General features: G+C 73.5%; 12 protein-coding genes and 1 riboswitch. Of the genes, 6 read left to right on the forward strand and 6 right to left on the reverse strand.

Going from position 1 to position 14,063, the window contains the following annotated elements; genetic code table 11:
• Position 1: 1 nt before the first annotated feature.
• Genes G6553_RS10640 through G6553_RS10655 form a run of 4 tightly spaced genes read right to left on the reverse strand, consistent with a single transcriptional unit; the run spans position 2 to position 3,781 of the window.
• Positions 2 to 763 (reverse strand): cobalt-precorrin-4/precorrin-4 C(11)-methyltransferase, encoded by a 762-nt coding sequence (locus G6553_RS10640; protein WP_347565636.1) that lies wholly within the window; start codon positions 761 to 763, stop codon positions 2 to 4.
• On the reverse strand, positions 760 to 2,274 hold the full coding sequence (locus tag G6553_RS10645) for a precorrin-2 C(20)-methyltransferase (protein ID WP_166192048.1): 1,515 nt from the start codon (positions 2,272 to 2,274) through the stop codon (positions 760 to 762). The genes G6553_RS10640 and G6553_RS10645 overlap by 4 nt, the downstream gene beginning before the upstream one ends.
• Positions 2,271 to 2,942: a precorrin-8X methylmutase gene (locus tag G6553_RS10650; protein ID WP_166192051.1), complete on the reverse strand. Its 672-nt coding sequence runs from the start codon at positions 2,940 to 2,942 to the stop codon at positions 2,271 to 2,273. Before G6553_RS10650 ends, G6553_RS10645 begins: the two co-directional genes overlap by 4 nt.
• On the reverse strand, positions 2,939 to 3,781 hold the full coding sequence (locus tag G6553_RS10655; RefSeq protein WP_166192054.1) for a nitrite reductase: 843 nt from the start codon (positions 3,779 to 3,781) through the stop codon (positions 2,939 to 2,941). Before G6553_RS10655 ends, G6553_RS10650 begins: the two co-directional genes overlap by 4 nt.
• A 59-nt stretch (positions 3,782 to 3,840) precedes the next feature.
• A riboswitch (cobalamin riboswitch) is annotated at positions 3,841 to 4,034 on the reverse strand.
• A gap of 220 nt (positions 4,035 to 4,254) precedes the next feature.
• On the opposite strand from G6553_RS10655, the gene G6553_RS10660 reads away from it, so the two are divergent.
• Genes G6553_RS10660 through mnhG form a run of 6 tightly spaced genes read left to right on the forward strand, consistent with a single transcriptional unit; the run spans position 4,255 to position 10,639 of the window.
• On the forward strand, positions 4,255 to 7,143 hold the full coding sequence (locus tag G6553_RS10660) for a Na+/H+ antiporter subunit A (RefSeq protein WP_166192057.1): 2,889 nt from the start codon (positions 4,255 to 4,257) through the stop codon (positions 7,141 to 7,143).
• On the forward strand, positions 7,140 to 7,715 hold the full coding sequence (locus G6553_RS10665; protein WP_166192060.1) for a Na(+)/H(+) antiporter subunit C: 576 nt from the start codon (positions 7,140 to 7,142) through the stop codon (positions 7,713 to 7,715). Before G6553_RS10660 ends, G6553_RS10665 begins: the two co-directional genes overlap by 4 nt.
• Positions 7,712 to 9,415: a Na+/H+ antiporter subunit D gene (locus G6553_RS10670; RefSeq protein ID WP_166192063.1), complete on the forward strand. Its 1,704-nt coding sequence runs from the start codon at positions 7,712 to 7,714 to the stop codon at positions 9,413 to 9,415. Before G6553_RS10665 ends, G6553_RS10670 begins: the two co-directional genes overlap by 4 nt.
• A complete protein-coding gene (locus G6553_RS10675; RefSeq protein WP_166192066.1) occupies positions 9,412 to 9,972 on the forward strand; it encodes a Na+/H+ antiporter subunit E in 561 nt (186 codons plus the stop codon). Before G6553_RS10670 ends, G6553_RS10675 begins: the two co-directional genes overlap by 4 nt.
• A complete protein-coding gene (locus G6553_RS10680; RefSeq protein WP_166192069.1) occupies positions 9,969 to 10,274 on the forward strand; it encodes a monovalent cation/H+ antiporter complex subunit F in 306 nt (101 codons plus the stop codon). Before G6553_RS10675 ends, G6553_RS10680 begins: the two co-directional genes overlap by 4 nt.
• Positions 10,274 to 10,639 carry a monovalent cation/H(+) antiporter subunit G gene (gene mnhG / locus G6553_RS10685; RefSeq protein ID WP_166192072.1) on the forward strand — a complete coding sequence of 122 codons (366 nt, stop codon included), beginning with the start codon at positions 10,274 to 10,276 and terminating at the stop codon, positions 10,637 to 10,639. The genes G6553_RS10680 and mnhG overlap by 1 nt, the downstream gene beginning before the upstream one ends.
• 31 nt (positions 10,640 to 10,670) lie before the next feature.
• On the opposite strand, the gene ppsA is transcribed toward mnhG, so the two are convergent.
• The gene (gene ppsA / locus G6553_RS10690; protein WP_166192075.1) at positions 10,671 to 13,088 is read right to left on the reverse strand and encodes a phosphoenolpyruvate synthase; all 2,418 of its coding nucleotides are present in this window, start codon (positions 13,086 to 13,088) and stop codon (positions 10,671 to 10,673) included.
• Positions 13,085 to 13,963, reverse strand: a complete 879-nt coding sequence (locus G6553_RS10695) for a pyruvate, water dikinase regulatory protein (protein WP_166192078.1) — start codon at positions 13,961 to 13,963, stop codon at positions 13,085 to 13,087. Before G6553_RS10695 ends, ppsA begins: the two co-directional genes overlap by 4 nt.
• Positions 13,964 to 14,063: the final 100 nt, after the last annotated feature.

Consider the following 14,063-nt stretch of genomic DNA (forward strand, 5'->3'; position numbering starts at 1 on the left):
GTCACCGCCTCCGCTCGCGCCCGGCGCTGTAGAGGAACGACTCCCCGCCGTCGCGGCCGGCGCCGAGGGCGCGGCCGACGAGGATGACCGCCGCCTGGCGCAGGCCGGCGCGCTCGACGTGGTCCGCGATCGAGCCGGCGGTCCCCCGCAGGACGAGCTCCTCCGGCTGGCTGGCGCGGTGCACGACGACCACCGGGCAGTCCTCCCCCACGACCGGCGCTAGCTCGGTCATCAGCTCGCGGGTGCGGGTGATCGCCAGGTGCAGCACCAGCGTGGCGCCGGTGGCGGCGAAGTCGACGAGCGACTCCCCCTCCCCCATCGGCGTCGACCGGGCGCGGGTGCGGGTGAGCACGACCGACTGGGCGACGTGCGGGACGGTCAGCTCGTGGCCGACGAGCGCGGCCGCAGCGGCGTACGCCGGCACGCCCGGCGTGACCTCCCAGCCGACCTCCGCTGCGTCGAGGCGCCGGGTCTGCTCGTGGAGCGCGGAGTAGAGCGACGGGTCGCCGGAGGTGAGCCGCACGACCTGCTCCCTCGCCCGCGCGCCCGCGACGAGGTGGGCGGTGATCGCGTCGAGGTCGAGGTCCTGGGTGTCGACCAGCCGCGCGCGGGGGCCGCAGTGGGCGAGCACGTCGGGGTCGAGGTACGTGCCCGGGTAGAGCACCAGGTCGGCCTCGGCCAGCAGCCGCGCGGCCCGGAGCGTCAGCAGGTCGGCCGCGCCGGGTCCGGCGCCGACGAACCGGACCGGGAAGCAGCCGGTCACCAGACGTACCTCGGCGTCCACACGCCCGCCGGCGACACCCGGGTCGAGGACGCGCCGACGATCAGCAGGCACTTCATGTCGATGGTGGCGGGGTCGAGCTCGCCGAGCGTGGTGACGGTCAGCGACTCCTCGGCCCGCCCGACGTCCCGGCCGACGACGACCACCGTCTCCGGCGACCGGTGCTCCAGCAGCACGCGCCGCGCGGTCGCGACCTGGTTGGTCCGGGTCCGCGAGGCCGGGTTGTAGACCGCCAGCACGAGGTCGGCCTCGGCGATCGCGCGCAGTCGCTTCTCCACGACCTCCCAGGGCTTGAGCCGGTCCGAGAGGCTCACCACCGCGAAGTCCGCCCCGACCGGCGCGCCCGCCCGCGCGGCGACGGCCTGCACCGCGCTGACCCCGGGCAGCACGCGCACCGGCACGGCGGCGTACGCCGGGTCCTCGGCAGCCTCGAAGACGGCCGCGGCCATCCCGAACACCCCGGCGTCGCCGCCCGAGACGACGGCGACCCGCTCCCCGCGGCGAGCCAGGTCCAGGGCCAGCCGAGCCCGGTCGACCTCGACGGTGTTGCCCGACGCGTGTCGGGTCAGGCCGGCCCGCTGCGGGACGCGGGCGACGTACGGCCCGTAGCCGACGACGTGGTCGACCTGCGCCAGCGCGGCGGACACCTCGGGCGTCAGCCACCCCTCCGGCCCCGGTCCGAGGCCGACGACGAGCAGCTCGGCCGCGCCCTCGGACGGCGGCGGAGCGGCCGCGGGAGCAGGAACGGCGAGGTCGCGGGAGCGACGACCGTTGCGGCTGTCGCCGGTCACGACGACCAGCGAGAAGTAGGGCACCGAGGCGGGGTCGACCTCGGCCACCGGCCGCCACTGCTCCTCGGGCATCGAGGCCCGCTCGACGTACAACGCGTGGTCGAGGCGACCGGCCTCGAGCAGGGCACGGCGGACGGCGGGGAAGGTGCGGCCGAGCTTCATGATCACCGCGCCGTCGGTGTCGGCCAGGCGGCGGGCGAGCTCCGGCTCCGGCAACGTGCCCGGCAGCACGGTCAGCACGTCGGTCTGCCGGACCAGCGGGCTCGCGACCGTCGCCGTCGCGGCCAGGAAGGCCGGGACGCCGGGCACGACCTCGGCCTCGTAGCGGGCGGCGAGCCGGTCGTGCATGTACATGTACGACCCGTAGAACAGCGGGTCGCCCTCGGCGAGCAGCACGACGTCGCGACCGGCGTCGAGGTGCGTGGCCAGCCGCGCGGCCGAGGCCTCGTAGAACTCCGCGATCGCGCCGGCGTAGCCGCCCGGGTGGTCGGTCGTCCCGGTCGTCACGGGGTAGGTCAGCTCCTCCTCGACGACGCCCGCGGGGATGAGCTCGGCGGCGATGCGGCGGGCGTTGGAGCGCTTGCCGGCGGCGGCGTGGTACGCCACCACGTCGGCCTGCTCGATGAGCCGGGCGGCCTTGCGCGTGATCAGCTCGGGGTCGCCCGGGCCCACGCCGACGCCGGCGAAGCGACCGGTCCTCATTCCTCCTCCTGGGCGATCGCGTTCAGCGCGGACGAGGTCATCGCCGAGCCCCCGCGCCGGCCGCGCACGGTGACGAACGGGACGTCGATCCCGTGGTCGGTCGCGAGGTCGACGAGCGCCTGCTTGGACTCGGCGGCGCCGATGAACCCGACCGGGCAGCCCACGATCGCCGCGGGCCGGGGCGCGCCGTCGACGAGCATCTCGAGCAGGTGGAAGAGCGCGGTCGGGGCGTTGCCGATCGCGACGACGGCCCCGTCCAGGCGCGGCTCCCACAAGGAGACGGCCGCCGCCGTGCGGGTGGTCCCCCACTCCGCGGCCAGGGCCGGCACCCGCGGGTCCTCGAGCAGGCAGAGCACTTCGTTCTGAGCCGGCAGCCGGGTGCGGGTGACCCCGCGGACCACCATCGTCGCGTCGCAGAGGATCGGAGCCCCGGCCTCGAGCGCCGCGCGGGCCGCCGGCACCAGCCGCGGGTCGACCGCGAGGTCGTCGGCGAGGTCGACCTGGCCGCTGCCGTGGATCATCCGCACCGCGAGCCGCTCCGCGCTCGGCGGCACTGCGGACAGGTCCGCCTCGCGGCGGATCGTGGCGAACGAGTCGCGGTAGATGTCGGCACCGCGGTCGACGTACGCGTAGTGCCGGCGGGGCCGGCTGGGCGAGTGCGTGGTCACGGGGTCTCCTCGGGGATCAGGACGCCACGCCACGGCGTGGCGACGAGGGCAGGGGCGGCGGCGGTGAGGCGCGCGACGGCGGACCGGTCGAGGCCGGCGGCGGGCACCGGCTCGTGGACGCCACCGGGCACGGCGCCGTACGGCAGGGGTGGGGCGGGCGGCGGGAGGCCGGGGTCGGGCGGCCGTGGCTCGACGAGGGGTGCCGGCAGCTCGGCGACGTGCCAGGCGGCGCCCCGCCCGTCGCCGCGACGGTCGAGGAAGAGCCGCGCCAGGTCGAGGAGGGCCGCCGGGGCGTCGGCCAGCGTGACGACCGGGCCCCACCCCTGACCGACGCGGAGCTGGCCCCGGTCGGCGTCGAGCGCGACCAGTCCGAGGTCGCAGGACCGGTCGAGGAAGTCACCACGGTCGTCGAGGGCGTGCAGGAACCGCCCGGGGAGCGCGCCCAGCCGCGGATCGGCGCGGATCCGCTGGTCCAGCTCGCGCAGCACCGGACGCAGGTCGGCGCGGCCACCGGCCAGGCCGGTCTGCGGCGAGACCATCAGGTTGCGGGCGAGGTCGTGGGTGCGGCTTGGCAGCAGGCCGGTCGCCTCCGTCGCGGCGAGCACGTCGGGCCGCAGCCGATCCGTGCCTGGCTCGGCCGGGAACGCCCGCACCTGCAGGTTGGCCCGGCCGGTCACGTGCACCCGCCCGTCGCCGTACCGCTCCGCCACCTCGACGAGCGCCAGCAGCGAGGAGGACGACACCCGCCCACCGGGCAGCCGGAGACGCACCAGCAGCCCGTCGTCGGCGGGCCACGGGCGCAGGACGCCGGGGCAGCGGTCAGGTCGTTGCCGGTCCACGGGGTGCTCACCTTGCTCGGAGTCGGGGTCCGGAACGCGAGACCCACCTCGACCCGACGACGGGCGTCGTCGAGGCCAGCAGGTCTTCGGACTCGGATCGACCGGGCGCGGACGCCTTCCCAGGGCCCGAGGGCTCCAGTGGCTGCCGTTGCCGGCGTGTCCGTCCCGTCCCCTCACCGCTGCGCGTCAGCTCCGGATTCGCACCGGATTCCCTGACTCCACGTGGAGTACGACTGGCTGTGCGGGACCCTAGCGGGTCCTCCCGGGCACCCGCGCGACCGGCTCGACCCTCGGGCGCGCCGCACCTGATCGTCGACGTCCGCGGACGACGTCGGGGTGCGATGGGGTCCAGCACCCATCTTCGGTCCGGACGGGCCACATCGGTCAGGAGCACCGCGCGTGCGGCCGTAGCCTTGAGGGCACTGGGCCCAAGCCCACGTCGCCGTCGGACCCATGCGGGAGGACCCTCACTCGTGCTGCTGCTGATCGTCGCTCTGCTCGCGGCGGCAGCGCTGTCCCCGTGGGTGCTGCTGCGTGGTGGACCCCGCTCCTTCCTCGCGCTCGCCCTGGTCCCCCTCGTCGGCACCGGGTACGTCGCGTTGCAGGCCCCCGACGTGCTCGACGGCGGGATGCTCGTCGAGGTCCATCCCTGGGTCGGCTCCATCGGCATGGACATCGCGTTCGCGATGGGCACCCTGCAATGGGTCATGGCGCTGGTCGTGCTCGGCATCGGCGCACTGGTCCTCGCCTACTGCGCGTGGTACTTCGAAGCCGGCGCCACCGGCGTCCCGCGCTTCGGTGGCGTGCTCGTCGCGTTCATCGGCGCGATGCTCGGGCTGGTCCTCGCCGACGACCTCCTGGTGCTCTACGTCTTCTGGGAGCTCACCACCGTCTTCTCGTTCCTGCTGATCGGGCACGACTCCGACCGCCGCAGCAGCCGCCGTGCGGCGATCCAGGCGCTCGTGGTCACGACCTTCGGCGGGCTGGTGCTGCTCGTCGGCGCGATCGTGCTCGGCCACCAGGCAGGCACCTTCCGGATCAGCGAGATCCTCGCCGACCCGCCCAGCGGCACCGCGGTCACCGTCGCGGTCCACCTCCTGCTGGTCGGCGCGGTGAGCAAGTCCGCGCTCCTGCCCTTCCACTTCTGGCTCCCCGCCGCGATGGCCGCCCCCACGCCGGTGAGCGCCTACCTCCACGCCGCGTCGATGGTGAAGGCCGGCGTCTACCTCGTCGCGCTCCTCGCCCCCGCCTTCGCCGACGTCGCCGGCTGGCGCGCGGTCCTGCTGACCCTCGGCGTCGCCACGATGGTGCTCGGGGGCGTCCGCGCCCTGCGGCAGCACGACCTCAAGCTGCTGCTCGCCTACGGCACGGTCAGCCAGCTCGGCTTCCTGGTCCTGGTGCTCGGCACCGGCACGCGCAGCGCGGTGATGGCGGGCCTCGCGCTGCTGCTGGCGCACGCGCTGTTCAAGGCCACGCTGTTCCTCACCGTCGGCGTCATCGACCACAGCACCGGGACCCGCGACCTGCGCCGGCTCAGCGGGCTCGGCCGGCGGATGCCGGCCCTGGCGGTCGCCGCGACGCTCGCCGCCGCGTCGATGGCCGGTCTCCCCCCGCTGCTGGGGTACGTCGCCAAGGAGAGCGTCCTCGTCGCGCTCGTCGACGTGGCGAAGAAGGGCGACGGCACCGGCATGGGCCAGCTGAGCGGCTGGCTCCTCGTGGCCGGCGCGGTCCTCGGCTCGGTGCTCACGGCGGCGTACTCCGCCCGCTTCGTCTGGGGCGCGTTCGGCAACCGCCTCGACGCCGCCGGCGGTGACCCCGTCGAGGTGCACCGTCCGGCGGCCGCGTTCGTCGCGGCCCCCGTCGCCCTGGGGGCGCTGTCGCTGGTCCTCGGCGGCCTGGGCGGGCCGCTCACCCACGCGCTCGAGGGCCACACCGACCTGCTGCCGGCCGGGGTGCACGAGCCGGAGCTGACCCTGTGGCACGGCGTGGGGCTGCCCCTGCTGCTGACCGCGATCTCCCTCGGCGTCGGGGCCCTGCTGTTCGTCGCCCGCGAGCCGGTCGCGCGCCTGCAGGCCCGGTTCGTGCACGACTGGAGCCTCGAGCACACGTACCGCAGCGGGATGCGCCTGCTCGACCGGAGCGCCGTCGAGCTGACCGGTGTCGTGCAGCGCGGCTCGGCCGCGGCGTACCTCGGGATCATCCTGCTGGTCGTCGTCATCGTCCCGGGCTCGGCGATGGTCCGCGGCCTCGGCGACCTGCGCGTCCGCGCCTGGGACACCCCGGTCCAGGCCGTCATCGGCGTGGTGGTCGTGATCGCGGCGATCATGACGGCCCGGTCGCGCCGGCGGATCCGCGCGGTGCTGCTGGTCGGGGTGACCGGCTACGGCACGGCACTGCTCTTCGTCGTGCACGGCGCGCCCGACCTCGCGCTGACCCAGGCTCTCGTCGAGACGCTGACGGTGGTGGTCTTCGTGCTCGCGCTGCGCCGGCTGCCGGAGTACTTCACCGACCGCCCGCTCAGCCGGCAGCGCTACGCCCGGGCCGCGATCGGCCTCGCCGTCGGCGTCGCCTGCGCGGGCTTCCTGCTCGTGGCTGCGACGGCGCGCACCGCCGACCCGGTCTCGGCGGCGTTGCCGCAGGAGGCGGTCGACTTCGGCGGCGGCAAGAACATCGTCAACGTGATCCTGGTCGACACCCGTGCCTGGGACACCCTCGGCGAGATCACCGTGCTGATCGCCGCCGCGACGGGCGTCGCGAGCCTCATCTTCATCAACACGCGCGGCACCGAGATCCGCCGCGTGCACGAGATCCCCTACCCGACCTCGGTGAAGAAGGTGCCGACCGCCCCCGGCCGGCGCGCCTGGCTGCCCGGATCGCGGACGCTGCCGCCGGAGAAGCGCTCGATCATCTTCGAGGTGATGACCCGGCTGGTCTTCCACACCCTCGTCGTCATCTCGATCTACCTGCTGCTCGCCGGGCACAACGCGCCGGGCGGCGGCTTCGCCGCCGGCATGACCACCGGGCTCGCGCTGGTGGTGCGCTACCTCGCGGGCGGACGCTACGAGCTCAACGAGGCCGCGCCGGTCGACGCCGGCCGCCTGATCGGGTCGGGCCTGGCGATCGCCGCCCTGGCCGCGGTGGTCCCGATGGCGTTCGGCGGCGAGGTGCTGCAGTCGGCCGTCTTCGACGTGCCGCTCGGCCCGCTCGGCAAGCTGCACCTGGTGACCTCGGTCGGCTTCGACATCGGCGTCTACCTGGTGGTGGTCGGACTGGTCCTCGACCTGCTGCGCGCGCTCGGCTCCCACATCGACCGCGACATCCAGCGCGCGCTGCGCGAGGCCGAGGAGGCGAGCACCGCGTGACCGACGTCAACCTGACCCTGGTGGTCGTCTCCGCCTCGCTGCTGGGCAGCGGGGTCTACCTGGTGCTCGAGCGCAGCCTCTCCCGCGTGCTGGTCGGCCTGGTGATGATCGGCAACGGCGTCAGCCTCGGGTTCCTCGTCGCCGGCGGCCGGGCCGGCAGCGCGCCGATCGTCGGCGAGGACGCCGACAGCGCCGGGATCTCCGACCCGCTGCCCCAGGCGATGGTCCTGACCGCGATCGTCATCACCCTGGCCACGACGGCGTTCGTGCTCGCGATGGCCTACCGCAGCTGGCAGCTCTACGGCCACGACGACGTGCAGGACGACGTCGAGGACGCCACCGTGCGCCGGCTCGCCACCATCGACGTCACCTCCGAGGCGTACGCCGCCACGACCTCCGACTTCCCCGGCGACGACTCCAGCGGCGACCCCGGCCAGGGCCCCGACGACGACCCGCACGGCAAGGACCCTCACGGCAAGGACCCGCTCGGCAGGGACCCGCGCACGGGTGATCCTGCCGAGAGCGACCCGCTCCGCGCCGACGCCGCCGAGACCCGGGGAGCCGACTCGTGAACGCACTCGTCCCCCTCCCGGTCCTGCTGCCGATCCTCGGCGCCGGCGCCACGCTCGCGCTGGGTCGCCACCCGCACGTCCAGCGCTGGCTCAGCCTCGCCGTGCTCGGCGGCGTCGTGGTGATCGCTGCCGTGCTGCTCGTCCAGGCCGACCAGCACGGCCCGCAGACGGTCTGGATCGGCGCCTGGCCCGAGCGGCTCGGCATCGTGCTGGTCGCCGACCGGCTCGCGGCGCTGATGCTGCTGGTCAGCGCACTCGTGACGCTGGCGGTCCTGGCGTACTCCGTCGGGCAGGGCATGACCGAGGACGAGGAGGGCGCGCCGCTCTCGGTCTACCACCCGACGTTCCTCGTCCTCGTCGCGGGCGTGGCCAACGCGTTCCTCGCCGGCGACCTGTTCAACCTCTTCGTCAGCTTCGAGATGCTGCTGTTCGCCAGCTACGTGCTGCTGACCCTGGGCGGCACGGCCACCCGGATCCGCGCGGGCACGATCTACGTGCTGGTCAACCTGCTGTCCTCGACGCTGTTCCTCATCAGCCTGGCGGTCACCTACGCCGCGACCGGGACGTTGACCCTGGCCGACCTCGCCGTGCGCCTCGATGAGCTGCCCGACCACGTCTCGTTGATGATCCAGCTGCTGCTGCTGACGACGTTCGCGATCAAGGCGGCGATCTTCCCGCTGTCGTTCTGGCTGCCGGACAGCTACCCCACCGCGCCCGCGCCGGTGACCGCGGTCTTCGCCGGCCTGCTCACCAAGGTCGGTGTCTACGCGATCCTGCGCATGCAGACGCTGCTCTTCCCCGACAGCCCGCTGACCGACATGCTGCTGTGGGCCGCGCTGCTGACGATGATCATCGGGATCCTGGGCGCCGTCGCGCAGTCGGACATCAAGCGCATGCTGTCGTTCACGTTGGTCAGCCACATCGGCTACCTCGTGCTCGGCATCGCGCTCGGCAGCCAGTCCGGCACCGCGGGCACCACGTTCTACGTCGTCCACCACATCACGATCCAGACCGCGCTGTTCCTCGTCCTGGGCCTGGTCGAGCGACGCGCCGGCAGCACCGCGCTGATGCGGATCGGCGGCCTGGCACGGCTGGCGCCGCTGCTCGCGGTGCTGTTCTTCATCCCGGCGATGAACCTCGCGGGCATCCCACCGTTCTCCGGATTCATCGGCAAGGTCGGGCTGTTCCAGGCGGCGCAGGCCGACGGCCGTGCGCTGGCCTGGGCCCTGGTCGCGGGCGGGGCGCTCACCAGCCTGCTGACGCTGTACGCCGTGGCGAAGACCTGGGCGGTCGCCTTCTGGCGGACGCCGCTGGAGGCGCACGAGGCGCTCGAGGCGATCGGGTCCACCGACGACCCGGACGGTGAGCCGGTGCCGGGCCACGACACCCGTGCGGTGCACGAGCACCGCGGCCACGTCCACACCGCCGGCGGCGTCGTCTCCCGCGCCGACATCGAGGAGGCGCGGCGCCTGGGCGACGACGACATGCCCGAGCGGGACTTCTACACCCTCATCGAGGCCGGCGAGGACAGTCGGCACTCCCCCCGAGGGATGCTCGCGCCCGCCGCCGGGCTGGTCACGATGAGCGTGCTGCTCAGCGTCGTCGCCGGCCCGCTCTACGCGCTCTGCGACCGCGCCGCGGCGGACCTGCACGACCGCGGCCCCTACCTCTCCTCGGTCCTGACGGGTGAGGACCGGTGAGCCCGGTGCTGCGGACCCGCCGCGACGGGAGCACCCGGCCGGCGCGCTACCGGGCCGTCCAGCCGCTGGCGGTGCTGTGGCTGACGCTGGTGTGGCTGGCGATGTGGGGCGAGGTGTCGCCGCTGCTGGTGGTCGGCGGCGTGCTGGTCGCGGTGGCCGTCTGCGTGGCGTTCCCGCTGCCGCCGGTCGACATCGCCTCCGGCCTGCGACCCGTCGCGCTGGCCCGGCTGGTCGCACGGTTCCTGGTCGACGTGGTGCGGGCCAGCATCCAGGTCACCGGCGTGGTGCTGCGTCGTCGGCCGGTGCGTAACGCGGTGGTAGCCGTCGACCTCGAGAGCTCCTCGGACTTCGTGATGACCCTGGTCGCGGCGATGCTCTCGCTCATCCCCGGCTCCGTCGTGGTCGAGGCGCGGCGCTCGACCCACACGCTCTACCTGCACGTGCTCGACGTGCCCGACGAGGAGAGCGCGGAGGAGTTCCGACGCGACGCCCTCCAGCTCGAGCAGCGCGTCCTGCGCGCGCTGCCGCCGCACGCCCCCGAGGAGGCCGGAGCATGAACGTCGTCCTGGTCGTGGCCGCCGGCATCCTGCTGGTCGCCGCGCTCCTGCTGGTCGTCCGGATGACCCTCGGGCCGACCATCCTCGACCGCAGCGTCGCCCTCGACGTGCTCGTCGCGGTGACCGTCTGCGCGATCGCCCTCCACAGCGCCCACACCGGCTCGACCTACGCCCTGCCGGTCGTGGTGGTGCTCGCCGGCTGCGGGTTCGTCAGCGCGGTCAGCGTGGCGCGGTACGCCAGCCGCAGCGACGACCTGCAGTCCGGCACCGGCGACGACGACCGCTTCACGGGGAGGTCGTGATGAGCTGGACGACCCCGCTCGACGTCGCGGCCGCGGTCTGCATCCTGCTCGGCGCGGTGCTCACGCTCGTCGCGGCCATCGGCCAGGTGCGCATGCCGGACCTGCTCAGCCGCATGCACGCCGCGACCAAGCCGCAGGTCCTCGGCACCGTCCTCATCGTCCTCGGCCTGTCCCTGCGGCTGCGCGAGCCCGGCGTCGTCGGCTTGCTGCTGCTCGTCGTGCTCCTGCAGATGGCCACCAGTGTCGTGTCGAGCCACATGGTCGGGCGGGCGTCGTTCCGCGCCGGCCAGGTCCGCGACGACCTGCTGGTCGTCGACGAGCTCAGCGACGAGCAGCTGCACGAGGAGCCGCGCGGCGCCCCCTGACGCCGGCCCGGCCGGCGTCGGGGTCCGCCGGTCAGGCCTGGGACTTGGCCAGGTGCAGCCAGGTGTCGACGACGGTGTCCGGGTTGAGCGACATCGACTCGATGCCCTGGTCGAGCAGCCACTGCGCCAGGTCGGGGTGGTCCGAGGGCCCCTGGCCGCAGATGCCGACGTACTTGCCCTGCGCCTTGCACGCCTTGATCGCCAGCTCGAGCATGTGCAGCACCGCGGGGTCGCGCTCGTCGAAGGAGCCGGCGACGAGGGCGGAGTCCCGGTCGAGGCCGAGCGTCAGCTGGGTCATGTCGTTCGAGCCGATCGAGAACCCGTCGAAGTGCTCGAGGAACTGGTCGGCGATGACGGCGTTGGAGGGCACCTCGCACATCATCACGACCTGCAGGTCGTTCTTGCCGCGCTCCAGCCCGTGCGCGGCGAGCAGCTCGATGACGCCGGCGGCCTCCTTGGTCGTCCGGACGAACGGGATCATCACCTTGACGTTGGTCAGGCCCATCTCGTCGCGGACGTGCCGCAGCGCCTCGCACTCCATCGCGAAGCAGTCGGCGAAGTCCTCCGACAGGTACCGCGACGCCCCGCGGTAGCCGATCATCGGGTTCTCCTCGTCCGGCTCGTACCGCTCGCCGCCGACGAGGTTGGCGTACTCGTTGGACTTGAAGTCGCTCATCCGCACGATCACCGGCTCGGGCGCGAACGCCGCCGCGATCGTCGCCACGCCCTCGGCGACCCGCTGGACGAAGAACTCGCGCGGGCCGGGGTAGGCCGCCGTCAGCTCCTCGACCTCCTCGCGCAGGTCCGCCGGGAGCGAGTCGGGGTCGTTCGCCAGGTCCAGCAGCGCCTTCGGGTGGATGCCGATCTGCCGATTGATGACGAACTCCAGCCGCGCCAGCCCCACGCCCGCGTGCGGCAGCCGGGAGAACGCGAACGCCTGCTCCGGCGTGCCGACGTTCATCATGATCTTCACCGGGATGTCCGGCATCGAGTCGAGCTCGGTGCGCTCGACGTCGAAGTCCAGCACCCCGTCGTACACCAGTCCGGTGTCGCCCTCGGCGCAGGAGACCGTGACCTCGCGGCCGTCGGCGAGGTCAGCGGTCGCGTTGCCGGTGCCGACGACGGCCGGGATGCCGAGCTCGCGGGCGATGATCGCGGCGTGGCACGTGCGCCCGCCGCGGTTGGTGACGATCGCCGAGGCGCGCTTCATGATCGGCTCCCAGTCGGGGTCGGTCATGTCGGCGACGAGCACCTCGCCGGCGTTGAACTCGTGCATGTCCTCGACCGAGGTCAGGACGCGCACGGCGCCGGCGCCGATCTTCTGCCCGATCGCCCGGCCCTCGATCAGGACGTCCGCGTCCCTGGTGACGCCGCGGTCGATCTTGAACCGCTCGAGCGCGCCGCTGCGTCGCGACTGCACGGTCTCGGGCCGGGCCTGGAGCACGTAGAGCCGGCCGTCGAGGCCGTCCTTGCCCCACTCGATGTCCATCGGGCGGCCGTAGTGCTCCTCGATCGTGAGCGCGTGCCGCGCGAGCTCCTCGACCTCGTCGTCGGTCAGGGACAGCAGGCGGCTGTCCGCCGGCGCGACGTCGACGAACTCCGTCGTGCGGCCGACGGTCGCGTCGTCGGTGTAGACCATCTTGGTCGCCTTGCTGCCGACGCCGCGCTTGAGAACCGCGGGGCGGCCGGCCCGCAGCGCGGGCTTGTAGACGTAGAACTCGTCGGGGTTCACCGCGCCCTGCACGACGCCCTCGCCCAGGCCGTAGGCGGAGGTCACGAAGACCGCGTCGGTGAAGCCGGACTCGGTGTCCATCGTGAACATCACCCCGGACGCCGCGAGGTCCGAGCGGACCATCCGCTGCACACCGGCCGACAGCGCGACATCGGCGTGCGCGAAGCCGTGGTGCACGCGGTACGCGATCGCCCGGTCGTTGTAGAGCGAGGCGAAGACCTCGCGGATCGCCGTCAGCACCGACTCGATGCCGCGCACGTTGAGGAAGGTCTCCTGCTGGCCCGCGAACGACGCGTCGGGCAGGTCCTCCGCGGTCGCCGACGAGCGCACGGCGAACGACGGCTCCTCGCCGCTGTCCCCCGCCGACTCCGCCGCGAGCCGCTCGAACGCGGAGCGGATGTCGGCCTCGAGGTCCTCGGGGAACGGCTGGGCCACCACCGCCTCGCGGATCTCGCGGCCGACCTCGGCCAGGCGGCGTACGTCGTCGGTGTCCAGGCCGTCGAGCAGCCCGGCGATCCGCTCGGCCAGCCCGGTCTCGCCGATGAAGCGGTGGAACGCCTCCGCGGTGGTCGCGAACCCGTCGGGCACCCGCACCCCGAGGTCGGAGAGCTGGGAGACCATCTCGCCCAGCGAGGCGTTCTTGCCGCCCACCTCCTCGAGGTCACCGAGGCCGAGGTCGGAGAACCACCGGACGTTCGAGGTCGACTGGCTGGTCATGGGCGTGTCCCTTCGGTGCTGGCGGCCTGCTGCCGACCGGCCCGCTTCCGGGCGGTCGTCTTGAGCGTCTGGAGGATCAGGGCGGAGATCTCCTCGACCGACTTGGCCGAGGAGTCGATGACCGGGAGCCGGTGGGCCGCGAGCAACGCGTCGGCGCGGCGCAGCTCCCAGCGGCACTGCTCGGGCGAGGCGTAGCGCGAGCCCGGGCGGCGCTCGTTGCGCACCCGGCTCAGCCGTTCGACCGTCGTCGTGAGGCCGAAGCAGCGGTCGAGGTAGGGCCGCACGACCTCCGGCAGGTCCTCGGCCTCGAGGTCCTCGTCGACGAGTGGGTAGTTGGCGACGAAGAGCCCGTGCTGGAGCGCGAGGTACATGCTCGTCGGGGTCTTGCCGCACCGCGAGGGCGCCAGCAGGATCACGTCGGCCTTCTCCAGCGCCCGCAGGCTCTGTCCGTCGTCGTGCTCGATGGTGAACTCCACCGCCGCCATCCGCGTGTTGTACGCCTTGACGTCGTTGACGCCGTGCAGTCGCGCCGCCTGCCGCTGGCCCCGGCGCCCCAGGATCGTCTCGACGCGGTTCATGTGCAGGTCGAAGAAGTCGATGATCGGCGCGGTCGTGCGCGCCAGCTCCGCGCGCACCTCGTCGCTCGCGGCCGTCGTGAAGACCAGCGGCGGCACCGGACCCGCTGCCGCCTCGTCGAGCAGCGCGACGACGCGCCGGGCGTCCTCGATGGTGTGGATGAACGGGATCAGCGTCCGCTCGAACTGCAGGTCCGGGAACTGCAGGAGCAGCGCGTTGCCCATCGTCTCGGCGCTGATCCCGGTGGAGTCGGACAGGAAGAAGACAGGTACGACGCCGTGCTCGCTGCTCGCGTCCATCTCCGCCTTCGTCCGCCTCGGTCCCGGGTGCCTGCACCGTAGTGCGTCCCGTACCCCGCCCGGCGGCCGTCCCAGGCCGGGCGGCGAGATTTCGCTCGCA

Source organism: Nocardioides sp. IC4_145 (assembly GCF_011250565.1).
Lineage (GTDB): Bacteria > Actinomycetota > Actinomycetes > Propionibacteriales > Nocardioidaceae > Nocardioides.

What these genes read in the sequence shown, in the direction of transcription:
- mnhG (WP_166192072.1), top strand. Translation starts at nt 10,274, where the DNA reads ATGAGCTGGACGACCCCGCTCGACGTCGCGGCCGCGGTCTGCATCCTG.
- G6553_RS10645 (WP_166192048.1), bottom strand. Translation starts at nt 2,274, where the DNA reads ATGAGGACCGGTCGCTTCGCCGGCGTCGGCGTGGGCCCGGGCGACCCC.
- G6553_RS10695 (WP_166192078.1), bottom strand. Translation starts at nt 13,963, where the DNA reads ATGGACGCGAGCAGCGAGCACGGCGTCGTACCTGTCTTCTTCCTGTCC.
- G6553_RS10680 (WP_166192069.1), top strand. Translation starts at nt 9,969, where the DNA reads ATGAACGTCGTCCTGGTCGTGGCCGCCGGCATCCTGCTGGTCGCCGCG.
- ppsA (WP_166192075.1), bottom strand. Translation starts at nt 13,088, where the DNA reads ATGACCAGCCAGTCGACCTCGAACGTCCGGTGGTTCTCCGACCTCGGC.